The organism is Paenibacillus sp. FSL H7-0918, assembly GCF_038007025.1.
Lineage (GTDB): Bacteria > Bacillota > Bacilli > Paenibacillales > Paenibacillaceae > Paenibacillus_AQ > Paenibacillus_AQ odorifer.
On sequence record NZ_JBBOWJ010000003.1, the window covers coordinates 257,554 to 269,980 of the forward strand.

At 46.4% G+C, this 12,427-nt stretch carries 12 protein-coding genes; all 12 read right to left on the reverse strand.

Features of this window, described 5'->3' with window-relative positions:
- Window positions 1–341: 341 nt before the first annotated feature.
- On the reverse strand, window positions 342–1,199 hold the full coding sequence (locus tag MHI15_RS21110; RefSeq protein WP_341164800.1) for an ABC transporter ATP-binding protein: 858 nt from the start codon (window positions 1,197–1,199) through the stop codon (window positions 342–344).
- Window positions 1,200–1,208: 9 nt separating this feature from the next.
- Window positions 1,209–2,222 (reverse strand): FecCD family ABC transporter permease, encoded by a 1,014-nt coding sequence (locus tag MHI15_RS21115; RefSeq protein WP_076179405.1) that lies wholly within the window; start codon window positions 2,220–2,222, stop codon window positions 1,209–1,211.
- Window positions 2,219–3,244: a FecCD family ABC transporter permease gene (locus tag MHI15_RS21120; RefSeq protein WP_076281778.1), complete on the reverse strand. Its 1,026-nt coding sequence runs from the start codon at window positions 3,242–3,244 to the stop codon at window positions 2,219–2,221. The genes MHI15_RS21115 and MHI15_RS21120 overlap by 4 nt, the downstream gene beginning before the upstream one ends.
- A gap of 74 nt (window positions 3,245–3,318) precedes the next feature.
- A complete protein-coding gene (locus MHI15_RS21125; protein ID WP_341164801.1) occupies window positions 3,319–5,289 on the reverse strand; it encodes an AraC family transcriptional regulator in 1,971 nt (656 codons plus the stop codon).
- A gap of 261 nt (window positions 5,290–5,550) precedes the next feature.
- Entirely contained in the window at window positions 5,551–5,826 is a 276-nt protein-coding gene (locus tag MHI15_RS21130; RefSeq protein ID WP_340033123.1) for a hypothetical protein, read from the reverse strand.
- Between the two features lie 59 nt (window positions 5,827–5,885).
- Window positions 5,886–6,437 (reverse strand): NADAR family protein, encoded by a 552-nt coding sequence (locus tag MHI15_RS21135; protein WP_340033122.1) that lies wholly within the window; start codon window positions 6,435–6,437, stop codon window positions 5,886–5,888.
- Window positions 6,438–6,439: 2 nt separating this feature from the next.
- Window positions 6,440–7,327 (reverse strand): NUDIX domain-containing protein, encoded by an 888-nt coding sequence (locus tag MHI15_RS21140; RefSeq protein ID WP_076277376.1) that lies wholly within the window; start codon window positions 7,325–7,327, stop codon window positions 6,440–6,442.
- Window positions 7,328–7,353: 26 nt separating this feature from the next.
- Entirely contained in the window at window positions 7,354–8,364 is a 1,011-nt protein-coding gene (locus tag MHI15_RS21145; protein ID WP_076217643.1) for an AAA family ATPase, read from the reverse strand.
- Complete coding sequence (gene pnuC / locus MHI15_RS21150) at window positions 8,361–9,041, reverse strand: nicotinamide riboside transporter PnuC (protein WP_341164802.1); 681 nt, start codon at window positions 9,039–9,041, stop codon at window positions 8,361–8,363. Before pnuC ends, MHI15_RS21145 begins: the two co-directional genes overlap by 4 nt.
- Before the next feature lie 480 nt (window positions 9,042–9,521).
- On the reverse strand, window positions 9,522–9,644 hold the full coding sequence (locus MHI15_RS21155; protein WP_341164803.1) for a hypothetical protein: 123 nt from the start codon (window positions 9,642–9,644) through the stop codon (window positions 9,522–9,524).
- Complete coding sequence (locus MHI15_RS21160) at window positions 9,644–11,293, reverse strand: DUF6138 family protein (RefSeq protein WP_341164804.1); 1,650 nt, start codon at window positions 11,291–11,293, stop codon at window positions 9,644–9,646. Before MHI15_RS21160 ends, MHI15_RS21155 begins: the two co-directional genes overlap by 1 nt.
- A 44-nt stretch (window positions 11,294–11,337) precedes the next feature.
- Window positions 11,338–12,264, reverse strand: a complete 927-nt coding sequence (locus MHI15_RS21165) for an ADP-ribosylglycohydrolase family protein (RefSeq protein ID WP_076126570.1) — start codon at window positions 12,262–12,264, stop codon at window positions 11,338–11,340.
- Between the last annotated feature and the right edge of the window lie 163 nt (window positions 12,265–12,427).

A 12,427-nucleotide genomic window follows, 5' to 3' on the forward strand; every position in this document is an offset into this window, starting at 1 on the left:
TCTGCTTGTTGCGCATTCCTCTGATACCTTCAATAGTCCTCCTTGCTTCATTTAGAGTTATATATACTGGTTCTCTCAAATTAATCACGTAATCTAGTGCTCCGAATAATAAAAAAAGCCCGCAAGCTAGTTACCTGCGGCTGTGAATTTAGGATATGTTGTTATTTATTATTATCTCTCCCCTCTGCAACAAGCCTTAGCCCACTTTCATGGAGTTAGTTGCTTGTGGAAGCTACACCAAAGGCTATACGCGTTGAATCGTGGCTATCATGACACCGGCAAATCCAATGCCTAACTGCACCAGTATTTCCGTGCGCCTAGGAGGACACGCTATGCGATTTTCAAGTGGCAATCGCCTCCTTCTGTTCCTTAGCTTTTGGGAATCCTTGATCCACACCTTGTTCTCTACGATTATCACGCAAGAGCTCGTACGTCACATACACCGGTCGCCCTGTTCGTGGTTCCAGCATAATCTCGGCATCAATGGCAAATACCTCACGCAGCGTCCGTACCGTCATTACACGCTCTGGCGAACCATGCTCCACCACCTGACCCTCACGAATCGCCACCATATAGTCGGAGAAGCGTGCTGCCAGATTCAGGTCATGCAGCACCATCACAATCGTCACCTGTTGACTGCGATTTAGTTCATAGAGCAGTTCCAGCACTTCAAGCTGATGCGCCAGGTCCAGATAGGTGGTGGGTTCATCCAGCAGGATCAGATCGGTTTGCTGGGCGAGCGCCATCGCAATCCATACGCGCTGACGCTGACCGCCAGATAGCGTATCGACCTCACGATGCTCAAACGCTGTAAGCTGTGTAACCGATAGGGCCCAGGCTACTACTTGCTTATCCTCTTTGGAGAGCTTGCCGAAGCCCCGTTGATGTGGAAAACGCCCATAGGCGATTAATTGACCGACCGTCAAACCGCTCGGTGCGGTCGGCGTCTGCGGCAGAATCGCCATCTGCTTGGCCACTTCCTTGGTGGACAGCGTACGGATATCGGCGCCATTCAGATAAACCGTACCATTATTCGTCTTGAGCAACCGACCGACTGCCTTTAGTACGGTTGATTTGCCGCATCCATTGGGACCAATAATCGAGGTAATCTGTCCACGCGGAATCTGCAAGTTCAGTTCTTTTACGATAAGCGTGTCATTATAGGCAATATCGATTTGGTGCGCTGTAATACTTTCCATGACGTCCTCCTAATTGGCCTTCGATAGTAAATAAAGAAAGTACGGAACACTGATGACCGTAATGACGATTCCCGTCGGCACATCTCCCCCCAAGCTAACCGTGCGCGTAATCGTGTCAGCCAGCACCACGACTAATCCTCCGGTCAGGCTGGCAGCCGGAACGAGCAATTTGTGATCGGGCCCGACCAGTTTTCTTGCCACATGCGGAGCGATCAAGCCAACGAAAAAGAAGCTTCCGCCCACGGCCACACTGCCAGAGGATAAAGCAACCGCAGCGATCGACAACCCCAAAAACTGCCGCTTCACGGCAAGACCCAGCCCTTCTGCCGTCTGATTGCCCAGATGGAGGGTGTTAAGTATGCGAGACTTGTAGAAAATATAGCCGAGTAAAATCAAGACCCATGGTGCCAGTACGGAAATATAACGCCAATCAGCGCCCCATAAGCTTCCCGCCAGCCAATGCAGCATGAAATCCATCTGCGAATCATTCAGCTTGAGAGTCAGGAAGGTGGTCAGCGCTTCATACCCGCTTCCGAGTGCGACCCCGGTTAAGATCAAACCGATTGGCGAAATATCTCGCCCACGGCGATACGACAATAAGAAGATCAATCCCGCCGCCAATAATCCGCCAACAAAGGCCAGTAGTGGTAGGGCAATAAAGGAGCCCTTTCCTGTCGATGCGATGAATACGACGAAGAACAGGACAAACAAACCCGATCCCGAACTAATCCCCAGCGTCCCTGGACTAGCCATGTCATTACGCAGCAAACTCTGCATCACGACCCCAGCCGCTCCCATTCCCAGACCTACCAAGATCGACAGTGTGATTCGTGGCAGGCGAAAATCGAACACGATCAGATTTTGCTTATCTGTACCGTTTCCGAGGAGAACATTCAGCACTTCTAGCGGTGAAAGATTCATTTTGCCAGAATTCATGCTAATGACAGCAAACATAAGGATGAGCACCATAAGCACTATATTGACGATAATGCCCCTTTGCACCGTATAACGCTGCTTGATCATTCAGATTCCCTCCTTTGCTTGCGAGCCAGGAAGAGAAAGTACGGCACACCAATGATAGAAAATATAATACCAATCGGTGTTTCGAACGGCTTATTGATCAAGCGGCCAGCCAGATCGGCCGACACGGTCAGCAACGCACCATATAGTGCAACTGCCGGAATAATGTAACGATAGTTGACACCGACCATGTATCGCACAATATGTGGGGTAATCAGACCAACAAACCCGATCGGACCAACTAAGACAACAGCCAATCCAGTCAGCACGAGCACGATAATCGTCGATAAACCTTTGACCAGTCCGCTACGAATACCGAGTCCACTTGCCACATCATCCCCCAAACTGAGCAGTGTAACAGAAGGAGATAGCGCCAGCGCCAGCAGTACACCACCAACAAATAGCGGTGAGATGATCAGCAATTCCCCCCACTTAACCCCCGCTGTACTGCCTGCCGTCCAGAATGCTAATGCTCGACCCAGATTATAATTGATCGCTAAATACTGACTGAGTGCGCCAAATAGCATAGAGATGGACAGTCCTGCCAGTACCAGCCGCTGAGGCGTCATCCCGCGCTTGCCCAGTGACGCGATGAAGTAAGTGATCCCGGTCGCGAGTGCTGCTCCCAGACAAGCAAACAGCATCATATGCCCATACGAATAACCCGGCAGAAAGGCCAGGCAAAGAGCAATCGCGAATGCTGCCCCAGAGCTGATGCCCATCAGCCCGGAGTCAGCCAGCGGATTTCGCGTCGTTCCCTGCATAATAGCCCCACATACCGCAAGGCTGCATCCGACGATCAGATCGGCTACGGTACGCGGAAGACGTAGGGTTTGTATAATTTGATGCTCAGTGAGCGTTGGATCAAATCGGAAAATAGCCTCCCATGCAGTCGCTAACCTCATGTCGGCGGCGCCGAAGCTAATCGACGCCGCCGACATGAGAACCGTTAATCCAAGCCCTACCACCATGTACATGGTGAAATTCACCGCCCCACGGCGTTTTTGTTCAGGCTTGTTTTTCATTACGCTTTCCTTTCCTTACCTACTGATAGTCATATTTACAAATTGGAGTACTTCTTTTTACCTCGTCAAAATCCTTATCTAGCCATAGCCAGCAATTGATTTACAATATGATCAATCAATGCACTGGAAGTCATTATATCCGTGGACCAAGATAGCGATGTACCCACCGATATGATCCGATTATGTTGCACAGCAGGTAGCGATTTCCAGACAGCATTATCAGTAGGGACTTCCGTATCTCCTATAGCGATTAGATAATCCCCTATGTAAGCAGCCAAGACCTCCATAGAGATATCTCCCCAATATTTATCTGCGTCAATAATATCAGTTTGAACTTTTGAAGGTGCCTTCATTTTAAGTCCATTATAAACAAGCTCGCCAACCGCATGCTTGGCTCCAGCGATGTAGTTACTTTTATCACTGAATTCCCCCATAGTAATCGTCACGTCTGAAAGACCTGCATTCTGAAGGGCTAGCTTCGCTTCTTCGATTTTTCCGGCATAAGCACTCAGAACAGCCTTAGCCTCTTCCTGCTTGTTCAAAACATCACCAATAAAATGTATCCGCTCTTCTGTAGTCATATCACCATAAGGGACATAAATTGTCGGGGCAATTTTGGATAAATCTTCATAATTTTCATCGCCCCATGCTAAAATGATCAGATCAGGCTCAAGAGTCATGACATCTTCCGGCTCCATAGCTATTTTAATAGAGTCTGTAATCTGGTTAGCAAAAACAGCCTCTTTCCCGTCCCTTGCCGCTCTCGCCACCCCTAAAGGAGTTACACCTAGGGCCACTACATCACCAACCAAATAATCGACTACAACACGCTGAGGGTTGTTCGGTACCTTAACGTCGCCCTTTACTGTGGATATCGTTCTCGTCTGCGAGACTGCTTCTGAAGCATTCGTCTCCGATACTTCCGGTTGTGTCGTCTGTTGTGTCTGCGCAGGGTTTGAATTCACCGTTCCCCCGTTATTCGATGGCGTTCCCGACGCACATGCCGACAATAACAGCATCAAGCTCATCGTCGCCGCCAAGATCATTTCTTTACTTCTTACTTTTCCAAACATGATTGATTCCCCTTCTCTATAAGACTGGACTAGACCCGCTAGTTCCCTCTCATAGTAAAGAAAATGAGAATCATTATCAATACCATCAACCTGCATAGATAGTGCGTTTATTTTCCGATAATCACTTGGTGTCATCTTGTAATACTTCTTAAACATCCGAAACAGATTTTTCTCATCTGCAAAACCAGATCCTGTTGCGATCTCTTTAATGGTTGCTTCTGTATGTTTCAAGTCATGGCAGGCAGCTTCAATCCTTCTCTGAATGAGGTACTCCTGTAAGCTCATGCCTTCCTTTTTTTTGAACAGCCGCGTCAATTGCCCGCCACTGATCCCAAACATATCAGCAATTTCTTGGAACATAATCGGCTGCATGTAATGTTTATCGAGATATATCTTGGCAGAACAGGCTGGATCTGGCTGGAGATACCGAATCTCCCCACTCTCAAAATCTCTGTACACCCCATGTATCAATTGATATAGAAAACTTTTGGCCTGCAGCTGATCCATCGCTTTGCCGCGGTTCCAGCCATTCATCATCTGTTGAAACCAATCGAGTAGCAAGATAGGATTACTTGGTGTATAACCATACTGTTGAACAAATGGATTTACTTCCTCCAGTAATTGCTGCAGGTGCCTCTTGAAAAAAAGAGGTAATTCTGCTTTATAAAATACCATAAAGGTCTTCACATTCTCCCCTTTAGGTGAAATACTGAGCAGGCTCCCCTTCCCTCCGTGAACTAAACCAAAGCGTTCCATTCCAAATGTGGTTTCATTCAGTTGAATTTGTGCTTCTCCTCCACATGCATAGATAAACATGCTACTAGGCATTTTATACTGCTCCAACGGGTATTGGGACGCTACATTCTGAAAACGTACATCTATTAATGTAATGATCGAACGTGTCCAAATGTGGGCCATCGTATCGATCATCTCCGGTGTAAATACCTGGCTTGCTGCTGCTTCGTCTTGCATCTATCTGCGCTCCCTCATCTCACCTTTTGCAATTTATATATCACCTATCAATTCAATTGATATTGATTATCAATATCATAATTAATGAGGTAAGTATATCATCATTAAGTGACATTGGGGACAAGTTCTTGCCCTAAACAAAAGACAAGAACTTGTACCGATAAAAAAAGCCGCGCACAGCGCGGCATCCAGTGAGACTATGTTCTTGTCCTCTGAGCGAAGAATCGTTTCTATACTCTCAGTAGAAGATATTATTTACAGCTAAATATTCCGAAGCAGTGAAGGATCAAGTTCCGCTCTCCCTAAGTAGCCGCTGCAGATAACGGGACGGTTAATGATTTCATACATTTTTTTAAGATGCGAAATGTACTCTTGGCTCCAAGTTTCAAAAGAATCGAATTCCGCCTTAGAAATTTGATGGTACTCCGGGGAGTCGGTTACCCCCGTAAGGACCTCATATGCATAAATATTATCGCCAAACTTTCCTACTGATTGGTATCTTCCTGTTTTCAGGCAGATATAATCGGTATATTTCACGGTCATCCCTCATCCTGTCATTGATTTCCTCAAGTCCATTAATTTAATCTTGTATAAATCTAACTCCGCAGCAACTCGTCCCGCGCTTCCGTCAGTGCGAACCCCAGCAGATTTCTGCCCCGCCATTTCATGGGATTCTCCGCATCCGGATTGGACTGGCCCATGCCGATCCCCCAAATACGGTCTCGCGGGCTAGCCTCGACGAGGATGCGGTTCTTCGTCGAGTTAAGATAATCGTTAAGCTTCGGATTCTGCGAAAATTTGGCCAAGCTGGCTCTTTTGACGATGCTGTAACATTCCTTATCCCAAATATCTTTGTCAAAGTTTTGGACCGCACGTCCAAAAGCCTTCATCTCCTTTGGATGCTTAGCTTTAAGGATGGACTCCAGCATTTCGTCATCGCCGAACAACCTTGCCTTCTCGGCCATCATAAACTGCTCGGCGCATGAGTACTGCGTTCCCTCTACCGTGAACGGGCACAGCCACCATTGGCTGAAGCAGCTTTTATCAACGCTCCCGTCCTTAGGCGGTGTATGTCCCCAAAAAAACACGAATTTGAACTTTTTTCCCTCGTTATATGCTTTTCTTAACTCATCGATATTGTAAATCATCGTTAACCCTCCAAATTTCTTCGATATAAGCGGGATGGTCTATGCCCCGCATTTTCGGTATAATGATCGGTCTCCACTACAAGATCGGCTACTTTACGCCGGAAGGCCGCCTTCAACAGCTCTTTATCCATAATTACCTCATAAACCTGCTGCAGTTCCGTCAAGGTAAAAAGCTTCGGCATCAAGTGCAGTGCAATATCGGTGTAATTCACTTTTCCCCGTAACCGATCAATAGCGCATGCTATGATCTTCGCATGGTCGAAAGCCAATCCGTCATTCGATACGATCTCATAATCCGTGCCAGTCGATGTAGTCTTCGCTGTCATAGTCCTCGCCACGACCGCCGAAAGTTCTTCTTCTTCACTACTTAGTTTGAGTTCGTACTCAAGTGTCTTGATGTATCCGTCCACAATCAGTTCTTTTTGCTCCCGCAGCGGCCGATAGGATACCTTGAACCAGGCGGCGTCTGCTGCATCATCTCCTGCCTTTAACTCCAACTTGTCGCTGTTAATCAGAGCCATATAGCTGCAGCTTATTACCCAGGTTCGTGGGTCGCGCCCGATATCACTGAACGTATACAGCTGCTCCAGATAAACATCTTCCACGCCGGTTTCCTCGCATAGTTCCCTTACTGCTGCCTGCTCAGTTGTCTCATTCGGCCGGACAAAACCGCCAGGCAGCGCCCATTTGCCCAGGAAGGGGTGAGCCCCCCGGCGAATTAGTAGGACGCGTAGCTCTTTTTCTGGTAGTTTGCGATAACTGTCAGCCTCGTCTTCCGTCACAGTGAAGATAACCATATCCGTTGTCACTGAAGGACGCTCGTAATCGCCTGCCTTGTATTGCTTCAAAAATTCAGATTCCGTAAGTCCATCCTTATCCAACAAATCCAAGTAGGTATGCCTCCTTTATATTTGATTTAATCGTTCAGCTCTCCGAAATAGTTCCCGTAGGGCTCGAACTTTGCCAACACTTCATCTACCTTGCGTATACGTTCCTCCAGGCTCCCCCGCAGCGTAATATAGGGGATCCGCCGCTCCTTCAAATCCGCGATAATCTGTTTATGAAAGACATGCCGCTTCTGATCCCCGCTGCGGTCCCACGTATCGTCGTAAGGAATATCGTCAGCGCATAAGAAGAACAGATCATAACGTTGCGCGTTCTCCAGAGCGATCCGGGTTAACAGCTCGGGGGCCCGGCCGTGGTAATCTAGGGCGAACATATACGTCGTGATCGCATTGGTATCGACGAACAGAACCCGGTTCGCCGCAAGCATTGCCTGTTCTTCGCGCTCGATATGACCCACCGCGATTTCATCGAACGCTTCCAAGCCGATTCGGCGGTCCACCTGATGTTCGGTCCAATAATCGCGTCCGTATTCGCTTGCGAACGTTGTGCAATATCGCTGTGCCAGTGCTTCGGTGATCGTCGACTTACCCGTTGACATCGCTCCAACGAATACCAATTTCGTGATCAAATCCCGGTACACGATATCACTTACGAACTCCCTGTACTGATATGGATTGGAACGGACCATCGTCGCTGAGATCGGGACCCGCTCTCGGGCTTCATCCACCCGCCGGTCTATTGCACCCAAAGCGAGACTCATATGTTTGCCGTAGAATTCGCTCGAGTAAAAATGCGTTACTTGCTCTCCGTTCAGCAAACCGAGTATATACTGTTCTTCCCGAACCTCATGCTCCCTGTCATCCGAATATCCATCCGGACCATCCCAAGCTTCGATTACCCGGACTTCCGGATAGAGCCTGCGAATCCAATTTGCCCGGACATGAAGCGGGATCGGAGTGACTGTCGTTTCGTAAATGACTAGGATCAATTCATCGACCTCTTGTAGCGCCGTTTCAATCATGAACTGATGGCCTTTATGCAGCGGGGCAAACTTCCCCAGTGTTAGTCCAAGCGTGTTCATGCCGCCACCTCCTTCGCCCCTTTATTCCAAATATAGTACCCGTAAACTGCGTTGACCAGATACGCGCTCCACATCACGATCATCAGTAGGCCTTCCCCGCTGCCCTCCAGCATGCGAATCGCCCACAGCAGCACCGTAAAGAGATTTAGCACGATATAGACCAGCCATTGTTCCTTGAATCTTCTAACCATTAAGAAGGTCGCCACAACAGATAGCACCGTTGTAGTGGCATCAATGTAAGGCGAATTCTGTCCCGGAATGAACGAAAGCCCAAATCCGAGCACTAAACAGCCGATTACACAGACCATCCCAACGAGGAGCAGTCTTCTAAGATCCATCTGCCGCATGGTCAGTCTACCGTCTTTTTGGCGATTATTTTTCCACATGTAGAAGCCAATGACATTCATTGGAACAAAGAATAGCAGATTCAGCATAACCTCTCCAAACAAACCGTTAATATAGGCCAAATAAGCATAACCGATGGTATTGTACATGCCGAAAACATAGCTCATCAGGTTGCCCTTCGCTGCAAGCACCACGCATAACACCCCAGTAATAAATACCGCGAATCCGAATAAAGAGTCCTTTGTAATCACTGTAAACCCGACAGCGATTGAGGTAAATAGTATCAACCACGTAATTTCGAACAGATTCCAGTTAGCCGCCACCTTTTTCATCTTGCATCCCTCCGCTTTTTCCACTCATTCATAGAGCGAAAAAAATTAGTTATACTTAGTATCATTTTGTTAATAACACATTGTTACTATCAAAAATAACAGAAAATTCTGCGAAGGGCAAGCAAATTCTTCCTATTTCCACAGACAGGTACTTATTTAAGGCTTCTCAACAGAACTAACTTTAAATTTGTAAAAATAAAAAGAAACCCCTATTAAAAGGGATTTCCTCTAATTTTGTTCAACTAACGTACCAATAGGTGGACTGTTTTTAAGGTTTACTATTCTGTCTTTCTACTCCAATAAATAATCACCCTCTTTTTCTAAGAGAACAGGTAAATACTGAGTTACCATTTCAGTAAACACGAAATCATCCCCACAATTAAATTGTGCACTTCATTACATAAACCCGTCTTCGGGTTCACCAACATCAAATCCTAATACTTTTGTCGCTTCCAATTTAAATCTCTCTATCCAAGAACTCTAATCACTATTACTCATCTGTGCATAAAATGATAAACCACTTGGCTCCACTGAAGCCACAATAAAAACATCATCATCTTCCTGCCCGAACCAATAGGGAATTCCATTTTTATATATCGTCATCAACTTATAAGAGTCAGTAGCTCCGAGAGAATAACTCTAAGCTCAAGCTCCGTCTGCTCTGACTTCACGGATTTTTCCAGCTTTGCACGGCTTCCGAATATCCGGTATAGAACCTGCTCCCGTTCATATATTTCTTTAGGCGACAGCTCTTGAAGCAGCGCTTCTGCAAGCTCGACCCGATCGATCACGAAGTTTTTGACAGCTCTTGCTTCCTCATTTCCTGCTAGCAGAATGTCGACTAGAACTGGCATAAGCTCAGCCTCCACACCGTGCGTATCAATAAAGGTCTCCGCATAACTATGCTGTATCATTTGGTGCTCCGAATCTACCCTCTCCATATAATGAGAGACGAGTGAGAAATATTCCTTGCTATATAATCCTAATCCGAGTACAGCATAGGTACCAGGCATGACCGACTTTTCACCCGGTTCCGTGTCCTTGTACCACGCATAGGGCTCCATTGCGATATCCGCATACGCAGCCAGCTTAGGAAAAAGAGACGGATAGGCTAGTGCACCAGCAAAAAACTGATGAAGACCTGATTTAGCCATTTTTTTTAGAGGAAGATAGTTCCTTTGTTTGCTTTTCAGCTTCAGGTGATATTCCTTCGGGAATCCCTGCTGCAGCAATTGGGTAATGTGATCCAATGCTTCTCCATAAGCTGCTTCCTCCTCGTTCAAAATCCGGACTTCAATGCTCTGTGTTACATCATTATTATCAACTTCAACACGGGTCCCTTTATATACTGGAGTGAATTTCCCGCTTCCCCCCAGGATATACTCCGCTGCGTGTTTTGAACCAAGTTGGACAGCTAGTTTCAAATATTGTTCCCGGATGTCCGGTTTCGTTTTTCCAATTTGCAGAGCGGCATATACAAAAAAGGAAAGTTGATCTGCATTCGGATCCATAAGCGCCATATCCTCTTTAGGTATCCAATCCATTCTAAAGCTGCCTGTACGCACAAAATAGCGTGGAAGAAAAATATTTTGAATCCAATTATCCATAGCCAAAGTATACTGGCCAGTCCATTCGTCTAAGCGTCGCCTATTACTTCTGAGCTTGTCGGATAAATGCTCAATTAATGGGCCAACCGCATTTTCTTCTTGCTTCATAAGATCAGGGTTCATCAAGTGATGAGAAAAGAAAAACTGGTCATCAACACTCGGCAATACGGGAAGATCAGACATGATTTTGGATGTTATAAACTTCTGTAATGATTTGCGGAGTTCGTTCAGCTTCTCTTCGTTAACCAGATGCACGCAAAGTGTTAAGTCTTCGTCCTCCATTTCAAAGGAAAGTACGATCTGGAATCGGTAATCAAAAAAACGAGGACCTAACTTCTCTGATAAAAAAAGCTCCTCCACTCTCTTGCATAATACCGGGTAAAGTTCAGATCTAATTAATTCATCCGTGAGTTCGGCGATATAAGGACCTGCTTCGATTTCATAAGAGCTGTCCGTCCAATCGAACGGTTCTTCAACATCAATATGTATTTTTCCGTCACGCCAAGCTACCTGAAGATAATCCTTTATCCCTGCCTGGAGCGGACGATTTCCTATGAATTCATTTATTCTTATAGTCTCTTTGTTGTATATGGTTATCATCTCGCTCCACACATCGTCTAAAAACCTCTGTACTGCTGCGTTCATTCCCATTCCTCCTCATAGTTAGTGCTAATAGAACCTAGTACTCCTCATGCAGATTGAAGACGGAGCAGCAGTTGATCAACCAGATCTGTCTCTCGCAGCTGGTTGATCCAGCGCTGAGGGATATGCTCATACCCATATCGGATTCCGGCAAGACCACCTGTGATACAGGCTGTTGTATCCGTGTCGTTGCCTAAGGCAACTGCTCGTTTGACGGCATCTTCGTAGGAAGTGCAGGTTTGGAGGATCATACACGCACTGAACAAGGAATCCACAACATAACCAGATCCTTCGCCATAGAATACTTTATCTGGATGAATGTTCTCTTCGAGCTCCCGTTCATGCTCAGGCATCTGCTGGTAGATCGTTCGAAGCTTGCTAAGAGCAGTTCGGTAGCACAGATTGAAGTCTTGCTCTTGCAACAGTTCACGTGCAATTAACACATAGAAGGCACAACATACCTGATTACAGATATGTGCATGAGTTACAAGGCATTGAGTATGTGCATCCTGAACGAGTTGTTTATCTGTTCCTTTGTGCCACAAGGCAAGTGGTAGCACGCGCATTAGCGCCCCATTCCCTTTCCCATCAGGAACTGTATTGCCACTCTCGTAAGGGGACATTCCTTGGTAATAAGTAGACAACGTACGACTGGTTTGTATTCCAACATCAAAAACTTGTTGGGCTACTGCCCATCTACCTTCATGATACCAGTCGACCAATTTGTCAGCAAAATCAGTTAGCTCCAGTGTACCTTTATCGATCAGACTCTCCAGCAGACATAGTGCCTGCGCACCATCATCCGACCAGGTGCCGGCAGGAACATCTCGGTAGGTGGGCTGAAAGCCCACAGGAGGAGTAAACTCAATCTGCTCCAGAGGTGGGAGCTGCTCCGCTGATCTGAATTCATAGGGGACACCAAGAGCATCTCCAATCAATAAGCCGTAAAGCCCACCCTTAATCTTATCCCACATGTTGTATTCTCCTTATCACTAGATATAATTTGGATCAAGCTGTCTACAAATATATAAGCCTACCCTATCAATATTTAAACTGTTTTGCATCATGTAAATAAAAATTGAAGAAATAAGCTTCCAATGAACAATACGATAGTAATCTAAGCCTTTTTTGAAATCA

Coding starts and splice junctions, on each gene's coding strand:
- MHI15_RS21120 (WP_076281778.1), bottom strand. CDS start 3,244: ATGAAAAACAAGCCTGAACAAAAACGCCGTGGGGCGGTGAATTTCACC.
- MHI15_RS21125 (WP_341164801.1), bottom strand. CDS start 5,289: ATGCAAGACGAAGCAGCAGCAAGCCAGGTATTTACACCGGAGATGATC.
- pnuC (WP_341164802.1), bottom strand. CDS start 9,041: ATGAAAAAGGTGGCGGCTAACTGGAATCTGTTCGAAATTACGTGGTTG.
- MHI15_RS21155 (WP_341164803.1), bottom strand. CDS start 9,644: ATGACGATATATAAAAATGGAATTCCCTATTGGTTCGGGCAGGAAGAT.
- MHI15_RS21135 (WP_340033122.1), bottom strand. CDS start 6,437: ATGATTTACAATATCGATGAGTTAAGAAAAGCATATAACGAGGGAAAA.
- MHI15_RS21160 (WP_341164804.1), bottom strand. CDS start 11,293: ATGAACGCAGCAGTACAGAGGTTTTTAGACGATGTGTGGAGCGAGATG.
- MHI15_RS21115 (WP_076179405.1), bottom strand. CDS start 2,222: ATGATCAAGCAGCGTTATACGGTGCAAAGGGGCATTATCGTCAATATA.
- MHI15_RS21110 (WP_341164800.1), bottom strand. CDS start 1,199: ATGGAAAGTATTACAGCGCACCAAATCGATATTGCCTATAATGACACG.
- MHI15_RS21145 (WP_076217643.1), bottom strand. CDS start 8,364: ATGAACACGCTTGGACTAACACTGGGGAAGTTTGCCCCGCTGCATAAA.
- MHI15_RS21165 (WP_076126570.1), bottom strand. CDS start 12,264: ATGTGGGATAAGATTAAGGGTGGGCTTTACGGCTTATTGATTGGAGAT.